15 protein-coding genes are annotated in these 21,822 nt (G+C 76.4%); 1 reads left to right on the forward strand and 14 read right to left on the reverse strand.

The features are described 5' to 3' along the window. Positions 1-140 precede the first annotated feature (140 nt). The 11 genes from Sru01_RS02375 to Sru01_RS02425 form a co-directional block, all read right to left on the reverse strand. Positions 141-1,082, reverse strand: coding sequence for a hypothetical protein (locus Sru01_RS02375; RefSeq protein WP_203982157.1), 942 nt, complete (start codon positions 1,080-1,082; stop codon positions 141-143). Between the two features lie 59 nt (positions 1,083-1,141). Continuing rightward, positions 1,142-1,819, reverse strand: coding sequence for a TrbL/VirB6 family protein (locus Sru01_RS02380; protein ID WP_203982158.1), 678 nt, complete (start codon positions 1,817-1,819; stop codon positions 1,142-1,144). Positions 1,820-1,967: 148 nt separating this feature from the next. After that, the gene (locus tag Sru01_RS02385; RefSeq protein WP_203982159.1) at positions 1,968-5,096 is read right to left on the reverse strand and encodes a bacterial transcriptional activator domain-containing protein; all 3,129 of its coding nucleotides are present in this window, start codon (positions 5,094-5,096) and stop codon (positions 1,968-1,970) included. 148 nt (positions 5,097-5,244) lie between these two features. Continuing rightward, positions 5,245-5,688 (reverse strand): pilus assembly protein TadG-related protein, encoded by a 444-nt coding sequence (locus Sru01_RS02390; RefSeq protein WP_239136796.1) that lies wholly within the window; start codon positions 5,686-5,688, stop codon positions 5,245-5,247. Further along, positions 5,685-6,092, reverse strand: coding sequence for a TadE/TadG family type IV pilus assembly protein (locus Sru01_RS02395; protein WP_203982160.1), 408 nt, complete (start codon positions 6,090-6,092; stop codon positions 5,685-5,687). Before Sru01_RS02395 ends, Sru01_RS02390 begins: the two co-directional genes overlap by 4 nt. After that, positions 6,089-6,322 carry a hypothetical protein gene (locus Sru01_RS02400; protein WP_203982161.1) on the reverse strand — a complete coding sequence of 78 codons (234 nt, stop codon included), beginning with the start codon at positions 6,320-6,322 and terminating at the stop codon, positions 6,089-6,091. Before Sru01_RS02400 ends, Sru01_RS02395 begins: the two co-directional genes overlap by 4 nt. Continuing rightward, positions 6,323-7,249, reverse strand: coding sequence for a type II secretion system F family protein (locus Sru01_RS02405; protein WP_203982162.1), 927 nt, complete (start codon positions 7,247-7,249; stop codon positions 6,323-6,325). After that, positions 7,242-8,159: a type II secretion system F family protein gene (locus Sru01_RS02410; RefSeq protein ID WP_203982163.1), complete on the reverse strand. Its 918-nt coding sequence runs from the start codon at positions 8,157-8,159 to the stop codon at positions 7,242-7,244. The genes Sru01_RS02405 and Sru01_RS02410 overlap by 8 nt, the downstream gene beginning before the upstream one ends. Beyond that, on the reverse strand, positions 8,156-9,463 hold the full coding sequence (locus Sru01_RS02415) for a TadA family conjugal transfer-associated ATPase (RefSeq protein ID WP_203982164.1): 1,308 nt from the start codon (positions 9,461-9,463) through the stop codon (positions 8,156-8,158). The genes Sru01_RS02410 and Sru01_RS02415 overlap by 4 nt, the downstream gene beginning before the upstream one ends. Before the next feature lie 82 nt (positions 9,464-9,545). Continuing rightward, on the reverse strand, positions 9,546-10,331 hold the full coding sequence (locus Sru01_RS02420) for a CpaE/TadZ family protein (RefSeq protein ID WP_203982165.1): 786 nt from the start codon (positions 10,329-10,331) through the stop codon (positions 9,546-9,548). Between the two features lies 1 nt (position 10,332). Next, positions 10,333-11,040 (reverse strand): hypothetical protein, encoded by a 708-nt coding sequence (locus tag Sru01_RS02425; RefSeq protein WP_203982166.1) that lies wholly within the window; start codon positions 11,038-11,040, stop codon positions 10,333-10,335. Between the two features lie 1,172 nt (positions 11,041-12,212). On the opposite strand from Sru01_RS02425, the gene Sru01_RS02430 reads away from it, so the two are divergent. Continuing rightward, positions 12,213-17,027 (forward strand): FtsK/SpoIIIE domain-containing protein, encoded by a 4,815-nt coding sequence (locus Sru01_RS02430; RefSeq protein ID WP_203982167.1) that lies wholly within the window; start codon positions 12,213-12,215, stop codon positions 17,025-17,027. A gap of 114 nt (positions 17,028-17,141) precedes the next feature. On the opposite strand, the gene Sru01_RS02435 is transcribed toward Sru01_RS02430, so the two are convergent. The 3 genes from Sru01_RS02435 to Sru01_RS02445 are packed head-to-tail and all read right to left on the reverse strand — an operon-like array spanning position 17,142 to position 21,820. Beyond that, positions 17,142-18,083, reverse strand: coding sequence for a hypothetical protein (locus Sru01_RS02435; RefSeq protein WP_203982168.1), 942 nt, complete (start codon positions 18,081-18,083; stop codon positions 17,142-17,144). Next, positions 18,080-18,733 (reverse strand): hypothetical protein, encoded by a 654-nt coding sequence (locus Sru01_RS02440; RefSeq protein ID WP_203982169.1) that lies wholly within the window; start codon positions 18,731-18,733, stop codon positions 18,080-18,082. The genes Sru01_RS02435 and Sru01_RS02440 overlap by 4 nt, the downstream gene beginning before the upstream one ends. 48 nt (positions 18,734-18,781) lie before the next feature. Then, positions 18,782-21,820, reverse strand: coding sequence for a bacterial transcriptional activator domain-containing protein (locus tag Sru01_RS02445; RefSeq protein ID WP_203982170.1), 3,039 nt, complete (start codon positions 21,818-21,820; stop codon positions 18,782-18,784). Positions 21,821-21,822: the final 2 nt, after the last annotated feature.

The raw sequence follows: 21,822 nt of genomic DNA on the forward strand, positions 1-21,822 counted from the left end.
TGACCCGATCCGCGCTGACCCGATCCGCGCTGACCCGATCCGCGCTGACCCGATCCGCGCTGACCCGATCCGCGCTGACCCGATCCGCGCTGAGCGGGCCCGGCCGACCCGGGCCGGTGCCGGGAGCGGGATGAGGCGGATCAGCGGCGGACGTTGGTCTGCACCTCGCCGACCGGCACAGCGCGTTGGGCGGTGACCTGCACCGGCTGGAAGGTGAATCCCCCGCCGGCGGTGACCGGCCAGACGGCGGTGACGGTCAGGGTGTAGGAGCCGCGCGCCTGGTCGGCCGAGGCGCGCAGGTAGCGCACCCCGCAGCTGAACGCGCCGCCGCGCCGGTACGGGTGGCCGGTCGGGCCGCACGCCTGCCGGACCTCGGCCCGGTCGGCGCCGGTCCCCGCGTCGATGCGCAGGTCCGACAGGGTGGCGGTCACGGTGGCGGACATGACGCCGGGGATCTCGGCCGTCACCGACCGGGTGGTGGGTCCGGTGCCGGCCAGCCACACCCAGGTGGGCAGGTTGACGTAGCTCTTCACGTCCGGACTCAGCCGGATGTCCGGCTCGGGGACGGTCAGCGCGGCGCGGGCGAGCTGGTACAGCTCGGCGAGGGTGATGCCGCCGGGCGGGGCGCCGCCCTCGGGCACCCACACCGCGCCCTGCAGGCCGGACCAGCAGGACAGCCCGTCGGGGTCGGCGGCGTTGTAGGCGGGCTTCCACCAGCGGCCGGTTTTGCCCACCTTGTCCTTGTACTGCTCGATGAACCGGTCGTAGTCCTCGCTCGTGCCCTCGGGGTGGGTGTGGAACCAGTAGTCCCGCACGTCCTGCTGCCGGTCCAGCATGGCGTCGGCGTCGTCGCCCGGCTCGTACCAGCAGGGGCGCTTGACCCGGTAGCCGTCGCTCTTGGCGCCGAGCCCGTCGCCGCGCAGCACGATCTTGGAGTTGCGCAGCACGACGCCGCTGGTGCGGCCGTCCTGGAAGCCCTCACCGTGCGGGCCGCCGGACTCGGGGCCGGGCGCCGCGGTGAACGCCGTGGTGAGCACGATGGTCAGCGCGGCGGCCAGCACCGGCGCTACCAGTGATCTCATCGCATCTCCTCGGGGGTGGAGATCTCGCCGTCGGATCGGGGGAGGGGCCAAGGGCAGGATCAGCGGCGGCACTCCTTGGCCCGCCGGCTCGGGTAGGCGGCGTGCAGGTACGCCCGGACCCGCCAGACGCCGTCGTCGCCGCGCCGCACCGCGGCCACCTGGAGGTACACCCCGGCCGGCAGCCGGGTCCAGGACGGCTGCGAGGGCACCGGCCGGCCCGCGGCGCCCGCCTCGGTCACCCGGACGCCGGTCTCGTCCACGCAGGCGTCCACCTCGGCGCCGCGCCCGGTCACCGACGCCACCCGGATGCCGTACACCTTCGCGGTGCCGGTGGCCGACTCGCGGCGGTTCACGAAGCGGCTCACCCAGGTGTAGGCGTCCCGGGCGGCCTGGTCCTCCACGCCGGACAGGTAGCCGGTGTCCGTGCCGCCGCTGGCCACCGCCTTCCACGAGCCGACGTAGCCGTCGGTGAACGCGCCGACCATGGCCTGCCGCTCGGCGTCCAGCCCGGCCGGCCACTCGATGTCGACCGACATTCCGGACGCCACCGGCACGGTCCGGACGCCGGCCGCCGACAGCGGAGCACCGGCGGCGGACGGCCCGGCGGTGCCGCCCGCGGTGCTCCCGGCACCGGCGGGCGGCGGGCCGTCGGCCGGGCGGAACGGGCGCTCGGCGCCGGCGGCCGAGCAGCCGGCGCCCAGCACCACGACGGCGGCCAGCGCGGCCCGCATCCGCATGCCGACGACGCTAACCACGGCCCGCGAACGCCGGCCAGCGTTATGCGGGTATCGGCATGGCTCGCCGGGATCCGTACCGCCCGCGGGATCCGTCCCGTTCACCCTCGCCGCCCTTCTCGTCTCGGTCGTCCGGTCATCGCCGCCCGCCTCACGCCGACGGCATCGAGCGCAACCGCCAGGCCGGCAGCAGCTCGTCGATGAGGGCCTCGGTCTCTGGGGCCATCCCGCCGCCGTAGGGGTGGGAGGCGGCGCGGCGGCGCAGGCCGTCCACGACGGCGCCGAGCTGGAGCGGGTCGCCGGTGGCGTGCGCCGCCCGCAGCAGGTCGCGCCAGAGCCCCTCGTCGTCGGCCGCCAGCAGCAGCCCGGCCCGCACCGCGGCCACCGCCGACTCGGGGTCGCCGTGCGCCAGCCGCACCTCGCACAGCCGGTGCGCGGCGTCCGCCACGCACGCGGTCACCTCGTACTCCAGGTCGTCGGCGGCCAGCCAGGCGTACCTGCCGCGCGGCCGGGGGCTGAGCAGCGGGCCGCGCACCAGGCCGAGCGCCTTGTCCAGCAGCACCGCCCGGGCGCCGGGGTCGTGGTGCGAGCGGCGGACCAGCTCGCGGAACAGCTGCCAGTCCGATCGCACCTCCGGGCCGAGCCGCAGCCGCCCGGTGCCGTCGGTGAACAGGTTCGGCCGGCCCTGGCTGTCGGTGCCGAGCCAGTCGGCGACCCGGGCGATCGTCGCGTCCCGCACCACCGGCTGCACCCCGCGCGGCCACAGGATGCCGCCCAGCACCACCGGGTGCACCCCGGCCGGGTGGGTGGCCAGGTAGACGAGCATCTCGGCGGCCAGTTCGGCCCGGCCCTCCTCCAGCGGCGGCAGCGGGCCGACCTCGATCGGGCCGAGCACGCGCACGGTGACCGACGGGGAGGTGGTGAACTCCGGCGCCGGCTCCTCCTCGTGCACCGGCTCGCCCTCCAGCCGGGACGCGGTGCGGAACAGGTCGATCACCGCGTCGTAGTGCCGGCGCGGCAGCAGCTGGGCGGTGACGCCGACGCCGAGCTCGTCCACCCTGGCCTGGCCGTCCTCGGTGATCTCCCAGGTCCAGGTGGCGTGCGGCGGCTCGCCGGCGATGACGTACCCGGCGGCCGTCCGGGCGCCCGCCCGGCCGAGCAGGGCCAGCAGCTCGGCCTCGGCCGGGTCCGGCTCGATGGCCGACAGCAGGAAGTGCGGCGCGAAGGCCGGGTCGGCGGCCCGGCCGCGCACCCGGCCGGTCAGCACCTGCCCGCCGGCGGCCTCCTCGGCCCGGGCGGCCAGCTCCGGCAGCACCTCGGCCAGGCCGCCGGCCACCCGGATCCGGTGCGGGGCGATGGCGGCGAGGTCGGCGCCGAACCCCACCAGGGTGATGCGCATGTCGTCGGACCACCGGTTGGTGGCCAGCTCGACGGCCAGCGCGGCCAGCGCGTCCCGGACCCGGTGCCCCCTCATGGCGATCACGCCGTGCGCCGCCTCCAGGTCGATCAGCACCCGGCCGGACTCGGTGACGCCGAGCGACACCAGCCCCGGGTAGGGGGCCGGGACGCCGGCCAGCGCCTGCTCGTCCAGGCCGCGGCCCTCGTGGGCGAGCAGCCGCCAGGTGCGGCCGCCGTCGTGCGACTCCCACGGCTCGGGCGCGTCCGGCTCCGGCGGGTGGATCCACAGGTCCAGGCCCCGGGCCGACAGGTGGGCGGCGTACACGGTGGGCGGCACCCGCCCCTGCTCGGCCAGCAGCCTGCCGAGCAGGCGCAGCGCGTTGTCGAGCATGCGGCTGCCCGGGGCGTCCGAGCCGAGCCGCAGCGCGACCTCGGCGCCGGCGGCGTCGCCGCGCGGGCGGGCGATGCGATGGCCGAAGGCGCGGCTCCACAGTTGCTCGCGCCGGCGCCGGCCGAGCGCGGCGAGCAGGCCGGCCGCGGCCAGCGATCCGCCGGCCAGGTAGTCGATCAGATCGAGGCCGCCGCCGGGGTCCGGGCGCTGGGCGGGCGGCCGCGGCGGCGTCTGCGGCCGGGCGGCGTCGCCCGCGGTGGTGGTGACGCGCTCCGGGGCCGGTGTCGGCTTTGGGATGGCCGAGATCGCGGGCGGCCTGGGCACCGCGGGCAGGTGGTAGGAACGGCGGTCGGGGGTGCCGTCGTCGCGGCCGGGGGTGAGATCGCGGATGATCTGCTCCGGCACCGTCACCCGGTCCGGACGCCGGCCGGCGTCTCCGGTCGCCGCGGTGCCGTCCCGGCCCGCCGCCCGTCCGGTGGCCCGGTCGCCGTCCGCCTCCCGGCCGTCCGCCTCCCGGCCGTCCGCCTCCCGGTCGCCCGCCGCCGGCTCGCCGCGCCCCTGCCGGTGGTCGCCCGCCACCTGGTCGCCGCCGCCCTGCCGGTGGTCGCCCGCCGCCCGGTGGTCGCCGGCCGGGGTGAGGAACCGGGTGTGGCCGTCGGCGCCGGCCGGCGGGCCGGGGTGGCGCTCGAGCGTGGTCTCCCGCCGCTCGTCGGCCGGGACGACCTGCACGTTGCGCGCGTCGTCCGGCATGTCGAGCACCCAGCCGGGCCGGATGAGGTCGGCCATCTGCAGGCGGGTGCCGTCCGGCTGGGTCTTGTGCTGGTTCAGCCGGTAGATCTCGTGGTAGCGGCGGCCGTCGCCCAGGCACTTGTCGGCGATCTCCCACAGGCTCTCGTGGTGGCGGCCGTGCGGTGGCTGCACGACGTAGACCTTGCGGACCGGCCGGACCATGTCCAGCGCGGCCTGCTGCTGGTGCTGCAGCCGCTCGGCGGGGATCGGCGCCGACAGCGCCACCGCCGTCACGGCGGGGCGGGCCGGCGGTCCGGCGCCCAGGCCGGCGATGGGGATCGCCGCAGCCGACACGGTGAACAGCATGAGGGCGGCGGAGACCAGCCGGTGGGCCACCGCCTGCGTCCCGCCGGACAGCGGGACGCGGGCCGGCATGCCGATCCGCCGGATCCCGGCGTACACCTCGACCACGACGCAGATCACCAGCTGCAGCCAGGTCAGCCAGACCAGCAGCACCAGGATGGCGACCGCCGTGCTCGTGCTGATCTGCCGGGTGAGCAGGTCACCGTTCAGCAGCCGTTCGGGCAACGGCGGCCCGGCGAAGCGCAGCAGCGCGTACGGCACCCCGCCGGTGAGCGCGACCAGCGCCACGAGCGCGGCGATGCCGGCGAGCACGTCGCCGAGCGTCCGCCGCGGCCGGATCCGCTGGATCGCCGCCGGTCCGGCGCCCCGCGCCGGCGCGGGCCTGCGTGCCGCGCTCATGGCCGTCCTCCCTGCCGCCGGATGTGCCGCCCGTCCCGCCGCACCGCACCCCGCCCGCCGCCTCGCCCATCGCCCTGCCGGGCGCACCGCCCGCCGCTCTGCCCGGCCCACCGGCCCGCGCACCGCCTGCCCGGCCGGCCCGGCCCGCTCATGGCGCGCCGCCCGGGTCGGGGACCGCGGTGGCGGTGCCGGTCATCGCGGCCCCGGCGAACCCGAACGCGGCCAGGAACAGCGCCTTCCACCGGGCGCTCACCGCCACGGTGACCTCGGCCTGCCCGGCGCCGACCCGGCAGGAGGCGAGCCGGACGGCCGGATCGCCGTGCGCGGCGATCACCCGCCGAGCCCGGCCGCAGACCGCCTGGGTGTCGGCGAGCAGCCGCACCCGCCCGGTGGTCCGCAGCAGTTCCACGTCCACCTGGTCGGCGGCGGCCCGGGCGGCCTGCTCGGCGATGTCCGCGGCGCGCAGCCGGGCGTTGATCGCCGCGCCGCCGTCGACCAGCAGCCCGGCGAGCAGGAAGACCACCACCGAGAACAGCACCACGAACACCGACATCGAGCCCCGCTCGCCGCGGCGCGCCACCACCGGGATCATCGGACCCTCCGGAACCGCTCCAGCGGCACCACCGAGGCGCCCTTCATCTGCTTCACCGCGGCGAACCCGAGGAAGTCCAGGTCGAGCCGGCAGGTCACCGTGGCGCGCACCTCACCGCCGGCCCGCCAGTCGCTGCCCGACAGGCCGACCACCGGGGCGCAGGAGCCGCGCAGCGCCGCGGTGCCCGCGTCCCGGGCGGCGGCCTGGGCCGCGGCGAACGTACGCTGCACCGAGGCGGCGCGGGCGGCGTCCCGGGCGGCGCCGTTCACCTCGCCCTGCGCCTCGACGATCCGGCCCGCGCCCACCAGCAACGTCAGGAAGAGCAGCAGGACCGGGGCCAGCATGACCGTCTCGACCGCCATCGACCCCCGGTCGGGCGCGCCCGCCCGCGTGCGCCGGGTCACGTGTTCCCGCCGGAACCGCCACCCCCGCCGAAGTTCTTCTCGATCTCGCCCTGCTTCTGGGTGACCAGCGTCTTGATCAGCGTGGCCAGGCCGAGCGCCACCCCCGCGATGATCGCGGTGATGATCACCCATTCGACGGCGGACGCGCCGCGCGACGGCGCGGTGCGGGCGCGGTGCACCCGTACGTGCAGGACGGCGAGCAGGTATTCGAACCATGGCGGTGTGAACATCTAGGACCCCAACATCTTCATCGCTGCCGGAAAGCTGAGAAAGATCACGAATCCCGCGCAGAGCAGGAGCTGGGCGACGAGCATGGACTGCGAGCGCTCGCCGGCCTGGCCCTCGACCTCGGCCAGCTCGCGGCGGCGCATGGTGGCGGCCCGCGCGGTGAGCGAGGCGCGCACCTTGGCGCCGTCGTCGGCGACCAGCCCCAGGGCGGCGGACAGGTCGCGCAGTTCATCGACGTTGATCTCGTCGCCGAGCCGGCCGAGCGCCTGCCAGGGGGTGATGCCGACGATCCGGGCGCCGGCCAGCGCCTCGCGGATCCGCGCCATGGCCCAGTTGGCCGAGCCACCGCCCTCGCCCACCGACACCGCCATGAGCAGCGCCTCCGGCACGCCGCGCCCGCCGGCCAGGTTCATCGCGACCAGGTCGAGGAACGCGCCGACGGCGTGCCGGAAGTCGCGGCGCCGCACCGCCGCGTCCCGGCGGATCTGCAGGTCGGGCAGGAAGAAGAAGACCAGGGCGATCAGCAGCGCCGCCCACATCGGCACCTGGAGCGACAGGTCGAACCCCATCAGCAACAGCCAGGCCACCAGCACCGGGAAGGCCAGCAGGCCGGACACGGCCAGCAGCACCTTGGTGGCCAGGTACCCCTCGAACGACCGGCCGAGCAGGGCGAGGTCGGCCCGCGCGGAGCGGACCTCCCAGCCGCGGGCGGTGTAGAACCGAGCGAGCCGGTCGCCGAGCGCCCGGCGGAGCGGGCTGACGTCCTCGTCCGGGGTGACCGTGCGCAGCCGCGCCGCCTCGTCGCCCTCGCGGGCGGAGTCCAGGGCGAGCAGCCGGGCGACCAGGCCGGGGCGCGGCGGGAACAGCGCGCGGACCAGCAGGAACAGCCCCAGCCCCAGCACGCCGCCGGCGAGCACGTTCTCAACCATGCACGCCTCCGGCCACCGGCTCGCGCGCGGGGGCGGGTGCCGGTCCGCCGGCCGGGCCGAGCAGCCGGGCCGGCTTGTCGAACCGGGCCAGCCGCCGCATCCAGGCGAACCCCGCGCCGAACAGCCCGGCGACCACCACCAGCACGGCCTGGCCGAGCAGCGAGTCGTACTCCTCGACGTAGGAGGGGTTGAACACCACCAGCGCGGCGGCGAAGACCACCGCGGTGCCGACCACGATCTGCACGCTGCGCCGGGTGGACCGCCGCTCGGCCTCCACCCGGCGGCGCATGTCGAGCTCCTCGCGCGCGGACACCGCGAGCGCGCCGAGCACCTCGCGCAGGCCCGGGCCGCGCAGCCGAGCGTTGAGGATGAGGGCGGCGATCACCAGGTCGGCGGACGGGTCGTCCAGCTCGTCGGCGAACAGCCGCAGCGCGTCGGGCAGCGGCATCCGGGTGTGCAGCCGGTCGACCAGCGCGCGCAGGTGCGGGCGCAGCGACGGCGCCGCCGCCCGGATCGACGAGGGGATCGCCTGCTCCAGGCCGGCCGCGCCGGCGATGGTGTCGCGCAGCGACTCGGTCCAGGCGGCCAGGCCCTCCAGCCGGACCATCGCGGTGCGCTCCTCGGCCGCGCCGCCGGTCAGGCCGCGCCAGGCCAGCACCAGCAGCACGGCGCCGGCCGCCATCACCGGCCAGCCGGTGACCACCAGCACCACGCCGCCGGTGACGGCGGCCACCACCGACCGGGTGGAGGCCCGGCGCAGCAGCTCGCGCCGCCGGGCACCGTGGTCGGGGGCCGGCGGGCCCGGCCGCAGGCCGTACAGGGCGAGGCCGAATAGGAAGAGGCCGCCGCCGGTCACCCCGCCGGCGATGAGGGCCAGCGGGTCGAACAGCCCGCCCGGTAACGGGATCATGACCACGCCCCCATCGACGGGTTGTAGCCGTGGAAGGCGAGCTCGTCGATGCAGGAGATGGGCGCGTGCGGCACGGCGTAGCCGTCCGGGCCGGGGGCGAAGACCTCCGAGGAGAGCACCCGGCCGTCGCAGCCCGCCACCTCGCGGACGCTGGCGACGTACCGGCGCAGCCGGCCGCCGCGGTGGTAGTCGTTGCGCTTCTCGATGAAGACGACGAAGTCGATGGCGCCCGCGATGAGCATGTGCGACGCCTCGATCGGCAGCCGCTCCTCGGCCTGCAGGGCGTAGGTCGCGATGCGGTTGAAGACCTCCATCGAGGAGTTGGCGTGGATGGTCGACAGGGAGCCGTCGTTTCCCTGGGTCATCGCGTTCAGCATCGTGACGATCTCGTCGCCCAGCACCTCACCGACGATCACCCGGCTGGGGTTCATGCGCAGCGAGCGGCGCACCAGCTCGGCCATGGTGATCTCGCCCTGGCCCTCGGAGTTCGGCAGGCGATGCTCGAACGCCACGACGTTCGGGTGCAGCTCGGGGAACTGGTCCAGGCCGAGCTCCAGCGCCCGCTCCACGGTGATCAGACGCTCGTGCGTCGGGATCTCGTTGGCGAGGGCGCGCAGCAGCGTGGTCTTGCCCGCGTTCGTCGACCCGGCGATCATGATGTTCTTGCGGGCGGCCACCGCGGCGGCCAGGAACCGGCCGAGCTCGGAGCTGACCGTGCCGTTGCCCACCAGGTCGCTGAGGAAGACCTTGCCCAGGCGGGCGCGCCGGATGGACACCGCCGGCCGCACGGTGACGTCCATGACCGCCGAGAGGCGGGAGCCGTCCGGCAGGCGCAGGTCGAGCTGGGGGTTGGCGGTGTCGAAGGCCCGGCTGGACAGGCCGCTGTAGGCGGCGAGGATCTGGATGAGCTCGATCAGCTCGTCGTCGGACTCGGCGACCGGGTCGTGCATGACCTCGCGGCCGTCGGCGTAGCCCACGAAGACCCGGTCGCACCCGTTGACGTCGATGTTCTCGACCTCGGGGTCGTCGAGCAGCGGCTGCAGCCGGCCCACGCCGAACAACGCGGCGTGGATGCCGGCCGCCAGGGCCTCCTCCTCCTCGGCGGTCGGCGGGGTGCGGCCGGAGCCGATCTCGTTGCGGGCGTGCTCCTCCAGCACCTGGGAGATCAGCGCGCGGGCGAACTGCCGCTCGTCCTCGCCGGACATCGGGGCCAGGCCGCTGGCCTGGTCCAGGCGCCGCTGGTGGGCCAGCCGGTCACCGACCTCCTGCCGGAACCGCTTCACCAGCGTGTGGTCGATGTTCATCACGTGCTCCGCTCGGGTGTCTTTCCGTGGTGGGCGCCGCGCGGGCGCCCGCTTGCCCGCCGGCCGTCCGGCCGGGGCGTGGTCATGCCCGCTCCCCGGTGCGGGAGCGGGACGGGGCGGGGTCGCCGGCCCGGCCCGGGGCGACCCGGGCGGCCAGCCGGGTGGCCAGCTCGCGGGCCGTCCGGATGAGCATCGAGCGGTCGAGCCGGCCGCCCCACTGGCCGCGCAGCAGCTCGGCGCCCTTGGGGTCGTGGGCGAGCCCGGCCACGAAGGCGACCTCGCGGCCGGTGGCGGTCACGATGCGCCGCACCTCGTCGATGTCGCCGCGGTACGAACGCGGGTCGGCGATCACCACCACGCCGACCAGGCCCGGGGTGAGGACGAGCCGCTCGCGCAGGTGCGCCACGTGGTCCAGGCTGGGCCGGGTGAACAGCAGGGTGATCTCGGCCTCGGCGACCAGGTCACCGGTCTGCGGGTAGGTGCCGAGCCGGCCGCAGTCGGCCAGCACGTCGGCGCCGGGCAACGCGGCCAGCGCCCGGCCGAGCGGGCCCCACAGCCAGGTGAGCCCGGCCGCCTGCTCGCCGTTGGTGAGCCCGGCCAGCACGTCCAGGCCGCCGACCAGCTTCTGGGTGTGCTCGTGGATCTGGTCGGGACGCAGGCCGCGCCGGGCGGTCGCGCCCAGGCTGAGCAGCCCGCGCGCCGGGTTGAGCACGTGGCCGCCCATGCCCGGCAGCCGGTACACCAGGTCACCGCCCGCCGGGTCGCACTCGGCGAGCAGCACCGGCCGCGGCCAGACGGCGCCGAGCGCGGTCGCGGCGGTGGTCACGCCGGGCGCGCCCTTGTCGGCGGCGAGCGCGATGAGCGCCACGTCAGTCGACCCCGGACAGCTTGCCGAGCGCGAGCTCGCCGCTGGACGCGTACAGCGCGATCGTCGGCGAGACGGTGGAGTCGACGATGATCGACACCAGGCCGGCGTCGCCGCCGCCCTCCTCGCCGCCGCCGACGCTCTCGACCAGCGCGCTCGGCGCGAGCACCTTGCCCTCGGCGCCGGCCCGGTCGCCGGACGGCACGTGCAGCACCTGGACGCGGTCGCCGCGCTTGAGGCCGAGCGGCATCTGGCCGGCCTTCAGCGCCAGGCCTAAGGTGATCTTGCCGGGGCCGAGCTGCTCGCTGGCCCGGCTCACCATCTGCTCGGTGAGCAGGGTGCCGGGCAGCAGGGTGACCCGGGCGAAGGTGGCGGCGACCTCCTGGCGGTGCGCCCAGGAGACGTACCCGACACCGGTGTCGGCGATCTGCACCTCCTCCATCGCCTCGGGGAGGATGGGCTGGCCGGCACCGATCTGCTGGGTGATCTGGATGGCGGAGACCCGGTCGCCGCTGCGCATGACCAGCAGCGTGGTGGCGAGGGCTCCGCCGAGGACCAGCAGCAGTGCCAGCGCGGCGAGCGCGGGCTTGCGCTCGCGGGGCGGCACGGGCAGCTTGCGCGAGGCCGGGCCGGACAGCGCGCCGGGCGCCGCGCCGCGCTCGGCGGTCGCCGGCGTCCGGGTGTCGCGGTCGCTCTTCTCGCTGATCCTCATGGGTGGGGGCTCCCGAATCAGGGACGATGCCGACGCCCTCACCATGCGCCGATGTCGATCGGCTCGGGGACCGCCGATCGAGACGAACCGCATGACCACGGTGCGGGACGGCATGGTCACGGATATGTAGGACGGGGATCGCAGGGGGTGTCTTCCGGAATTGTCATGCTATTGCGTGTGGCCTGCGCCGCGTGCCCGGAGAGAAACCGGACCCATGCTCATCCACTATGGATTGACTGTCAATGGGAATGTCAATAACTCCGGCGGCCCCATGAGCCACTTGCCATGATTTTCGAGCTGATATTCCTTTTGCAGCGACCGTATCGCGGGCCACGGCCATCACTCCCGCCTCTACGTTTTCCCTCCCGTCCCGCATCTTAACCGCCGGACACCGGAACCTGTCCGCAGGGTTCGGGCCGCCCCCGACCGGCGCGCGCCTCCCGCACCGGGGCGACCACGACCACCGGGCCCCGGAGGCCGCCCGCCTTGGCCGCCCGTGACCGCCCGCCGGCCCGCCCGCGAGCGGCGATCAAGGCGACGGCGTCCCAAGGGATCCGGTGGCCGGGCCGCCGCCGAAGCGCCGGGGGCACCGGGCTGCACGCCAGGCGCCCGGAGCCGGCACCCACGCCCACCGGACGGGAGACCCGCCCGCCCCGGCGACCGGCGGCTTTTCCACAGCGTCGTCGACCGGTCATCCTACGAAGTTCTGCCCGTTTTGTAGTGATTCATCCAGATTTAAGAGAAAGAGGGCGCCGGTAAGCCCGGGAGTTATCCACAGGAGGGCCGGTTATCCACAATGCCGGTCGCCGCGTCCCAGCATCGTGGCACGCACGGCGAGAAGCGTATCCATACCCCGGGGCGCCCGCCGGGGCCGGCCTACCGGCCTTTTCGGTATGCGGCATTTCCCGGTGCCCGCCGCGCACCGCCGCCCATCTCCTGGTGAACCGCGGAAAAGCGGCGGCCGGCGCCGCGTGCCGGTGCCGGGGAACACCGGCGGGATATCCGGTCCGCCACCGGTCCGGGCACAATACGAGTCCGGCGGCGCGCGCCGCCGGGGCCCGGTGGCGCGGCCGGGCACGGCACGGGCCGCACCCCGGCCGGCCCGGAACGCCGGACGGGCGGGCGCCGCCCCGCTACGTTGGCGCGCGGAGCCGGACCCGGAGGAGACGCCGATGCGGATCATGCTGACCGTGGTCGCCGAGCGCGGGCACCGCGACATCGTCGTCGACGGCGACGAGGAGACCACCGTCGCCGAGCTCGCCACCGCGCTGGGCGCCCCGCCGGAGGGGCCGGGCGAGGACGGCCGGGGCGGCGAGGGGAACGTCGTGCGGCTGACCCGCGCCCGCGCCCCGTACGGCATGGCGGGGCGGGCCCGGGCGCCCCGCGGCCCGGCGCCGTCGCTGTGGGTGGAGGGCCGCCGGCTGGATCCCGGCGCCTCGATCGCGGCGGCGCTGCGCGACGGCGACCTGGTCGCGCTCGACCGGCGGTCGGCCGGCTCGACGGTGCTGGCCGAACCGGGCGGGGTGTCGGAGGTGCGGGTGACCGGCGGGCCCGCGGCCGGCACCGTGCACCGGCTCGGCCTCGGCGTGCACGTCATCGGCTCCGGCCCGGCCTGCGCGATCCGCCTGGCCGACCCGGGGCTGCCGGCCGAGGCGGCCGAGATGCGCGTCACCCCGGACGGCGTCCTGGTGCGCCCGATGGCGCCCGCGGCTCCGGCGCGCGCCCGGCGGCGCCGCCCGCTGCTGCTGCGGCGCCGGCGCGGCCCGGCCGGCCAAGGAACGCCGGACGGTGCGCCGGCCGGCGTCGTGGCGGTCCTGGCGCGCGGCGCGGCCCGCACGGTGCCGCACCTGGCCGGCGAGCCGCTGGCCGGGCCGCGGGCCTGGCGGGAGGGCGTCCCGCTCGCCTGCGGCGATTCGATCCTGGTGCTGCGGCCCACCGAGCCGCCGGACGCGCACGTGGACGTGCTGCCCGAGGGCGGGCTCGCCTACAACCGGCCGCCCCGGTTGCGCCCGGCCGATCGCATCCGCCGCTTCGAGGTGCCCGCCGAGCCGTCCCGCGGCGAGGGGGTGCGCCTGCAACTGCTCGCCGCCTGCCTGCCCGCGGTGCTCGGCATCACCATGGCGCTGGTGCTCGACGCCTGGTACTACCTGCTCATCGCCCTGATGACCCCGATGATCATGATCGGGCAGTGGATCAGCGACCGGCGGCACGGCCGCAAGAAACACCGGCAGGCGATGAAGGCCTACCGGGAGCGGCTGGCCGCCTTCGAGGCGGCGGTCGAGAACGCGCGCGCGGTCAACGAGGTGGAGCGCCGGGCCGCCGCGCCCGACCCGGCCGAGGTGCTGCTGACCGCGTCCGGGCCGCGGCGGCGGCTGTGGGAGCGCCGCGGCCACGATCCGGACGCGCTGCGGCTGCGCCTTGGGGTGGCCGACCTGCCGGCCGAGATCGAGTTCGCGCCCGAGCGCGGCGCCGGCCCCGACCTGGCGCTGCCGGACGTGCCGCTGTGCGGCGCGGTGCCGGTCGCGCTGGCGATGCGGCGGCTCGGCGTGGCGGGCGTCACCGGGCCGCGCGAGGTGGCGCTCGGCGTCGTCCGGTCGCTGGTGGGCGGGGCGGCCGCGCTGCACAGCCCGCGCGACCTGGCCGTGGTCGTGCTGTCGGCCGGCGCCGACGGGGCCGCCCAGTGGAACTGGGCGCGCTGGCTGCCGCACTGCGCCCCGCGGGAGGCCGACTGTGTCGCGCTGGTCGGCGCGGACCCGGAGGCCGCGGCGCAGCGGGTGTCGGAACTGGCCGCGCTGATCACCGAGCGGCTCGGCGAGGAGGAGGCGGGCGGGCTCGGGTCCCTGGCCTCCGCCAAGGGCTGGGGCCGGTCGTTCCGGCCGGGCGAGGAGCCGCTGTACGCCTCCTACGACGAGCGGCCGCACGACGTGCTGGTGATCCTGGACGGCGCCCAGGTGCTGCGCGGCCTGCCGGGGATGCCGCAGGTGCTCCGCCAGGGTCCGCGCGCCGGCGTCTACACCATCGCGGTGGACGAGGACGAGCGGCTGCTCCCCGAGGAGTGCGCCACCGTGGTGGCGTGCGGGCCCGAGGCGTACGTCCGCTTACGCGGCGGCGGTCTGGACGCGATCGGCGAGATCCTGGCCGACCAGGTGTCCCCGGACTGGTGCGACCGGCTGGCCCGCTCGCTGGCGCCACTGCGAGACGCGAGCGGCGACGAGCGGGGCGCGGCGCTGCCCGGCTCGGTCCGGCTGCTGGACCTGCTCGGCCTGACGCCGTCCGGCCGGGCGGTGGCCGCCCGCTGGCGGGACGGCGGGCGGACGACCGCGGTGCCCATCGGGGTGGGCCCGGAGGGCCCGTTCGAGGTGGACCTGAGCCTGGACGGCCCGCACGCGCTGGTGGCGGGCACCACCGGCGCCGGCAAGTCCGAGCTGCTGCAGACGCTCATCTGCTCGCTGGCGGTGGCGAACCGGCCGGACGAGATGACGTTCGTGCTGATCGACTACAAGGGCGGCGCCGCGTTCAAGGAGTGCGTGCGGCTGCCGCACACGGTGGGCATGGTCACCGACCTGGACGAGCACCTCACCCAGCGCGCCCTGTCCTCGCTGGCCGCCGAGATCCGCCGCCGGGAGCGGCTGCTGCTGGCGGCCGGCGCCAAGGACATCGACGACTACCAGGAGCTGCGGGCCGGCCCGGCGCCGGCCGCGGCGCCGGCAGGCGCCGGCGGGCGCGGCCCCGGGCCCCGCCCGCTGCGCGCCGTGCCCGCCGCCGTGCCCGCCGCCGTGCCCGCCGCCGCGCCGGCCGCGCCGCTGCCCCGGCTGGTGCTGATCATCGACGAGTTCGCCGCCATGGTGGCCGAGCTGCCGGACTTCGTGGAGGGCCTGGTCGACATCGCCAGGCGCGGCCGCTCGCTCGGCATCCACCTGGTGCTGGCCACCCAGCGCCCGGCCGGCGTGGTCACCGCCGACATCCAGGCCAACACCTCGCTGCGCATCGCGTTGCGCGTCACCGAGCCCGCCGAGTCGCACGACGTCATCGCCGGGCCGGAGGCGGCGCACATCTCCAAGTCCACCCCCGGGCGGTGCTACGTCCGCTCGGGGGTGGCCGCGGCGCAGGCCGTGCAGACCGCGCGCATCGGCGGCCGGGCGCCGCGGGCCGGGCGGCGCGGCGGCGGGCCCTCGGTGGTCGAGGTGGGCTGGCGGGAGCTCGGCCACCCGCTGCGCGCCCCGGCGGCGACCCCGGAACGTCCGGCCGCGGTCCCCGGGCATGCGGGGATCACCTCCGGGACGCCGGCGGCCGGCGGCCCGGACAGCGACCTGGCCGCGCTGGTGGACGCGGTGGTCGAGGCGGCCCGGCTGGCCGGCGTCCCGGAGCAGCCGAGCCCGTGGCTGCCCCCGCTGCCGGACCGGATGGTGCTCCCGGCGGGTGGAGAGACCGGGGACGCCGGGCACTTGGGGGACGCCGGGCACTTGGGGGACGAGGTCCCGCCGTTGCGGTTCGGCGTCACCGACCTGCCCTGGGCGCAGGACCGCCGGCCGCTCGCGCTCGATCCGGTGCGCGGCGGGCACCTGCTGATCGCCGGGACGGCCCGGACCGGGCGGACCACCGCGCTGCGCACCCTGGCCGGCGCCATCGCGACGGCCGCCTCGCCGCGGGACGTCCACCTGCACGCGATCGACTGCGGCTCGGGATCGCTCATGCCGCTGGTCGCCCTGCCGCACTGCGGCGCGGTGGTGACCCGCGACCAGCTGGACCGGGTGGAGCGCCTGCTCGTCCGGCTGCGTGCCGAGATCGGGCGCCGGCAGCAACTGCTCGCCGAGGCGGGGTACGCCTCGCTGGCCGAGGCGCGGGCCGGCCGCGGCGGCGACGCGTCACTGCGGATGCCGTGGCTGGTGCTGATGCTGGACCGCTGGGAGGGCTTCGCCGCCGCCTTCGAGGGCTACGACTACGGCCGGCTGCTGGAGGCGTTCATGCAGCTGCTGCGCGAAGGGCCCGCGGTCGGGCTGCGCGCGGTGGTGACGGCCGACCGCTCCGGGCTGCTCGGCCAGATCTCCACCCTGTTCGACGACCGGCTCATCATGCGGCTGGCCGACCCGGCGGACTACGGGCTGGCCGGGCTGCCGCCGCGCGGCCTGCCCGCCGCGATGCCGCCGGGCCGGGCGCTGTCGATCGGCGAGCAGGGGGTGGTGGAGAGCCAGATCGCGCTGCTCTGCGACGACCCGGCCGGCCCGGCGCAGGTGGCGGTGCTGCAGTCGCTCGCCCGCGAGTCCGCCGCCCGGCATCCGGCCGACCCCGCGCTGCTTCGGGTGGACGCGCTGCCGATGCGGGTGACGGCCGAGCAGGCCCTGGCCCTGGATCCCGGATTCCGGCCGCCCTCGCCGCTGTGGGCGCTGCTCGGCGCGGGCGGCGACGCGCTGGCGCCGGTGGGCCTGGACCTGCTGGCCCAGGGGCCGGCCGCGGTGATCGCCGGGCCGCCGCGCTCCGGCCGGTCCTCGGCGCTGCTGACCGCCGCCCGTTCACTGCTCGGCCGGGACACCCCGGTCGTCGTGGTGACCCCCCGGCGCAGCCCGCTGCGCGAGCTGGCCGGCGAACGCGGCGTGCTGGCCGTGCTCGGCGCGGCGGCGGACGCCGCCGAGCTGCCCGCCGCGGTGGCCGGGCGCGAGCGGTACGCCGTCCTGGTGGACGACGCCGAGCTGGTGTCCCCGGACTCGCCGCTCGGCATGGCGCTGGAGGAGTCGCTGCGCACCGCGCGCGACGGGGAGCACGGGCTGCTGGTCGCCGGCAGCACCGGCGATCTGACCACCGCCTACCGGGGGTTCACCGCCGAGGCCCGTAAGTCGCGGACCGGGCTGCTGCTGTCGGTGCAGAGCCCGGCCGACGGCGACCTGTTCAACGTGCGGCTGCCCCGCGGCGCGGTCGGCGGCCCGCCCGGGCGCGGCCTGCTGGTGGTCTCCGGCACCGCCACCCCGGTCCAGGCGGCCATCAGTCAATGATCGGGGTGCGCCGGCACCGGGCCCCGTGCTCCCCGGGGGCCGGCCGGAGGTGCCGCCGGCCTCGCCCGGGGCCGCCGCGAGCGGAGCGCGCGACCGGCGGGCGGCGGGCCGGGCTCAGCGGGTGACGTTGGACTGGATCTCGTCGATGATGACGGTCGTCCCGGCCGACACCTCACCGGGCGGCAGGGTGACGCCGGCCACGTTGGTGGTGACGACCCAGGTCTGGGTGACGGTGATCCGGTAGGGGGCGCCGAGCGAGGAGCGGTTGAACCGCACCCAGCAGGCTCCGCCCAGGTCGGCGCCCTTGCGGTACTCGGGGCAGCGGGCCAGGCCGTCGTGCACCTCGGCGTCCGCGCCGTGCACCGAGATGTCCACCCGGGACGGCCGGGCGACGATGGTGGCGCTGAGGTTGGTCCCGGCGACCTCCGCGGTGACGTCCCGCTCCCCCTGATCCTGCACGCCCACCCAGGTCTCCAGGCCGACGAACGACCGGCCGCGCGGCGGGTTCAGGGTGATCACCGGGTCGGGCAGCGTGAGGTTGGCCCGGGCGATCAGTGCCAGGTCCACCGGGTCGATGATCTTGTCGTTGGCGACCGCGGGCGGCTGCGCCCCGACGTACTTCCAGAACGGGTCGGTGCTCATATAGCAGTCCCAGCCCGCGTCGGTGCCGTCGTCGGTGAGGAACCAGAAGATCTTGCCCGGCTCGCCGGCGTGCGGCGCGATCTCGGCGAGGATCTGCTCGTACCAGTCGCGGGACTCGCGCTGCCCCTCGGGACCCTCGTGGTGCCAGACGAAGCGGATCCGCTCCGCCCAGTCGCGCATCTCCTCGTAGGTGTACTGCGGCTGGTACCAGCAGTGCGGCGGGTCGAAATCCACCGGCAGGTTCGGGCTGCCGCCCTTGTATCCGGAGCCGCTGAGGCGCACCAGGTTCTTGACGTACACGCTGAAGTTCTTGCCGTCGCCGGAGCCTCCGCCCGGCGGCTGGGCCGCGGCGGGCAGGGCGAGCGCCGCGGCCAGCGTCGCCGACAGCGCGAGGACGGTGAGCAGTCTTCTCATCTCTGACACTCCTTGGCCGCCGGATGATCGCCGGGAAGCACCCGGTAGGCGTACAGGAGCCACCGGTCCCCTTCGAGTCGCATGGTGATCCACATCGTGTAACGGGAGGTCTTCTGCCGGCCGAACGACCAGGAGACGCCGCCGGTGGCCAGGCTCCTGGTACCGGCCTTGGACTCGTCGCCGCAGCCGACCAGGGTGACGCGGTCGCCGTCCGCCGCGTGCACCCGCACGTTGCGGGCCCGGATCGTCCCGACCGGGACCACCTTCTCCGCCGCCCACCCGGTCACCACCCGGCCGAGGGCGGCGTTCTGGCTGCCGGGCGCCCAGGACAGCAGGGCCCGGTAGCGGGCGTCCCGGCCGCCGGTCGCCACGGCGTACCACCAGGACCGCCACACCTGGCGGAAGGCGTCCAGGGCTTCGGCGCCCGCGCCGGTGGCGGGCCGGGCCTGGAAGCCGACGGTGAAGCCGTCGGGGAAGTCCAGCGCGTCCGCCGCGGCCGGGCTCGCGGCCGGGCTCGCGGCCGGCGACGCGGCGGCGGGACGGTTCTGGGCACGGCCCTTCGGGGTGAAGGTGTAGGTCTCCCGCGCGCACGCCGCGGCGGACAGGGCGACGACCAGGACCAGCGAACCGGTCACCGCTACTTTCCGCATCTTCAGTCCCTCAAAGGCCGATATTTCACACTATTTGGTGATCGAATGCTAGCCAGCCGCCCGTTCGTGCACCGGCGAAGGCAGCAATTCCTCGATGAGCGCCTCGGTCTCCGGCACCAGCCGGCCCCAGTAGCGGGAGGCGGCGGCCCGCTGCCGCAGCGTGCCGACCCACAACTGCAGCGCCGCCTGGTCGCCGGTGGCGTGCGCGGCGCGCAGCAGGTCGCGCCACAACCCCTCGTCCCCCTCCGACACCCGCAGGCCGCCCAGCGCGGCGGCGATCGCGCCCTCCGGATCCCCCGACTCCCGGCGCAGCGCGCACAGCCGCCGCGCCGCGTCCGACACCCGGGCGGTGACCTCCTCGGTCACCGGGTCGGCCGCCGCCCACACGTAGCGGTCCGCCGGGCGGCCGGCCATCAGCGGCCCGCGCACCAGCGTGAGGGCGTCCTCCAGGATGTCGGCCTCCCGCGCCGGGTCGCGCCGCGACAGGCGGACCAGTTCCAGGAACAGCTGCCAGTCCACCCGTACCTCGGGCCCCAGGTGCAGCCGGCCCTCGGCGTCGGCGTACAGGTTGAACCGGCCGGCGCCGTCGGTGCCGAGCCACTCCTGCGCGCGGGCGATGGTGGCGTCCCGCACCGAGGTCTCCACCCCGCGCGGCCACAGCGCGCCGCCCAGGACGTTCGGGTGCACCCCGCCGGGGTGGGTGGCCAGGTACGCCAGCAGCTCCGAGCACAGCGGGACGCGGCCCTCCTCCAGCGACCGCGGCGCGAGCACCCGCACCGGGCCGAGGACGAGCACCTCGGCGGCCGGCCGGAACGACGGCCGCAGCTGGGCGGCGGCCGGACCGCCGGGCTCGGGCTCGGGCAGCGGCACCCCGCCCGCGCCGGTGGCCCGGAACAGCTCGATCACCCGCGCGTACTGCGCCTCGGGCAGCAGTTGGCCGGCCACGTCGAAGCCGAGCGCCCGGACACCGGCCCGCCCGTCGGCGGCCACCTCCCAGGTCCACACCGCGCCGGGCACGCCGTCGCCGGCGACCAGGTAGCCGGAGGACAGCCGGGTGCCGGTACGGGCCAGCTCGGCGAGCCGGGCGGCCTCCTCGGCGGTGGGCGGCACCGCCGACAGCAGGTAGGTGGGCATCCACGCCTCGCCCTGGCCGCCCCGGGCCCGGCCGGTGAGCACCGAGTCGGTGCCGGCGGCGGCCAGCGCCCGCCGGACCTCCTCGGTGCGCGCGGCGAGCCCCGGCAGCGCCTCGGCCAGGCTGCCGGCCACGGTGATCCGATCCGGGGCGACCATCGCCAGCTCGGGGGCGAACCCGACCAGGACGAGCCGCATGTGGTCCGACCAGCGGTTGGTGGCCAGCTCGACCGCCACCGCGGCGAGCGCGGCCGACACCACCTCCGGCGGGCCGGTCAGGTTGATCAGACCGTGCGCGGTCTCCAGGTCGATGAGCACCCGGCCGCCGTCGTTGGTGCCGATGGAGACCAGCCCCGGGTAGGGGGCCAGCACGCCGGCCACCGCCTGCTCGCTGAGCAGGTGCCCGTCGCGGGCCGACAGCCGCCACAGCCGCCCGTCGTCCACGGCGGTCCACGGCGCCGGCACGTCCTTGTCGCCGGGGTGGATCCACAGATCGATGTGGGTCGGCGCCAGGAAGGCCCCGAACACGGCCGGCGGCGTGCGCCCCTGGGCGGCCAGTTCCTTGCTCAGGTGGCGCAGCCCGACGTCCAGCAGCCGGCTGCCCGCCGCGTCGGCGGCCAGCATCAGGGCGGCCTGCGCCAGCGCCGCCTCGCCGGTGGGCACCGGCAGCCGGCGGCCGAACGCGCGGGCCCACAGCTGCTCGCGGCGGCGGCGGCCGAGCGCCGCGAGCAGGCCGGCGGCGGCCAGCGAGCCGGCGGCGACGAAGTCGGGGATCATCGCGGCCAGGTCCGGCCCGGCGTCCACGGCCCGCTGCTGCCGGACGTTCGCCGTGACCTCGGGATCACCGGTCGCCGGCCGCGACCAGCGCACGTTCTGGGTGGCCTGCGGGTCGTCGGCGCCCTGCCGCTCGGCGGCCACCGGGGTGCGCGCGCGGTCCCGGGCCGCGTCCGCGTCACGCACCGCGTCACCGGAGCCGTCGGCCAGCGTCGGCCGGTCGGGGACCAGCGGGGTGCGCGCCCGGTCCCGCGCGGCGTCGGCGTCCAGGGTCGCGTCGTCGGACCCGCCGGTGCCGTCCGGCAGCGCCCGCCGCCCGGTGCCCGGCTCGTCGGGGCGGTCGGCCTTCGCGTGGCCGCCCACGTAGTCGGTGCGGCCGTCGGACTGCTCGGGCCTGCCGGGGTGCCGCTCCAGGGTCTCCGCGCGCTCCTCGTCGACCGAGACGACGTGCACGCCGGTGGCGTCGTCCGGCATGTCCAGCACCCAGCCGATCCGGATCAGGCTGGCGATGTGCAGCTTGCTGCCGTCCGGCTGCTCGCGGTGCTCGTTCAGCTTGTAGATCTCGCGGTACCTGCGGCCCTCGCCCAGGCACTTCTCGGCGATCTCCCACAGGCTCTCGTGATGCCGCCCGCGCGGCGGCTGCACCACGTACACCTTCTTGGTCTTCTTGACCGGTGTCAGCCGCGCCTCCGCAGCGCCCGTCCCCTCGCCCGTCCCCGCGTCCGACTCGGCCCTGGCGTCGATGACCGACACCGTGGCGGCCGGGGCCTTGCCCGGCACCACGGCGCTGACGATCGGCGCGACCGCCGCGGTGGCGGTGAACAGCAGCAGCGCGGCGGTGACCAGCCGGTGCGCCACCGCCTGGGTGCCGCGCGCGAACGGGACGCGGGCCGGCACCCCGACCCGGCGGACGCCGGACCACAGCTCGACCAGCACGCACACCACGAGTTGCAGCCAGGCCAGCCAGACCAGCACCGACAGCATGTCGATGATGGTCTCCACGCCGACCTGCCGGGTCAGCGCCTCGATCGAGAACCCGCCCTCCGGCAGCGGCGAGCCGAAAACGCGGATCAGCCCGTACGGCACCCCGGCCACCAGGGCCAGCAGCGCGACGACGGCGAGCACGCCGAGCAGGATGTCGGTGGCCGACCGTCCCTGGACGCGTACGGGTGGTGTTGCCATGT

This window comes from Sphaerisporangium rufum (assembly GCF_016863395.1).
GTDB lineage: Bacteria > Actinomycetota > Actinomycetes > Streptosporangiales > Streptosporangiaceae > Sphaerisporangium > Sphaerisporangium rufum.

Coding starts and splice junctions, on each gene's coding strand:
- Sru01_RS02390 (WP_239136796.1), bottom strand. CDS start 5,688: ATGATCCCGGTGGTGGCGCGCCGCGGCGAGCGGGGCTCGATGTCGGTG.
- Sru01_RS02435 (WP_203982168.1), bottom strand. CDS start 18,083: ATGAGAAGACTGCTCACCGTCCTCGCGCTGTCGGCGACGCTGGCCGCG.
- Sru01_RS02405 (WP_203982162.1), bottom strand. CDS start 7,249: ATGGTTGAGAACGTGCTCGCCGGCGGCGTGCTGGGGCTGGGGCTGTTC.
- Sru01_RS02445 (WP_203982170.1), bottom strand. CDS start 21,820: ATGGCAACACCACCCGTACGCGTCCAGGGACGGTCGGCCACCGACATC.
- Sru01_RS02400 (WP_203982161.1), bottom strand. CDS start 6,322: ATGTTCACACCGCCATGGTTCGAATACCTGCTCGCCGTCCTGCACGTA.
- Sru01_RS02425 (WP_203982166.1), bottom strand. CDS start 11,040: ATGAGGATCAGCGAGAAGAGCGACCGCGACACCCGGACGCCGGCGACC.
- Sru01_RS02440 (WP_203982169.1), bottom strand. CDS start 18,733: ATGCGGAAAGTAGCGGTGACCGGTTCGCTGGTCCTGGTCGTCGCCCTG.
- Sru01_RS02380 (WP_203982158.1), bottom strand. CDS start 1,819: ATGCGGATGCGGGCCGCGCTGGCCGCCGTCGTGGTGCTGGGCGCCGGC.
- Sru01_RS02375 (WP_203982157.1), bottom strand. CDS start 1,082: ATGAGATCACTGGTAGCGCCGGTGCTGGCCGCCGCGCTGACCATCGTG.
- Sru01_RS02410 (WP_203982163.1), bottom strand. CDS start 8,159: ATGATCCCGTTACCGGGCGGGCTGTTCGACCCGCTGGCCCTCATCGCC.
- Sru01_RS02385 (WP_203982159.1), bottom strand. CDS start 5,096: ATGAGCGCGGCACGCAGGCCCGCGCCGGCGCGGGGCGCCGGACCGGCG.
- Sru01_RS02415 (WP_203982164.1), bottom strand. CDS start 9,463: ATGAACATCGACCACACGCTGGTGAAGCGGTTCCGGCAGGAGGTCGGT.
- Sru01_RS02430 (WP_203982167.1), top strand. CDS start 12,213: ATGCGGATCATGCTGACCGTGGTCGCCGAGCGCGGGCACCGCGACATC.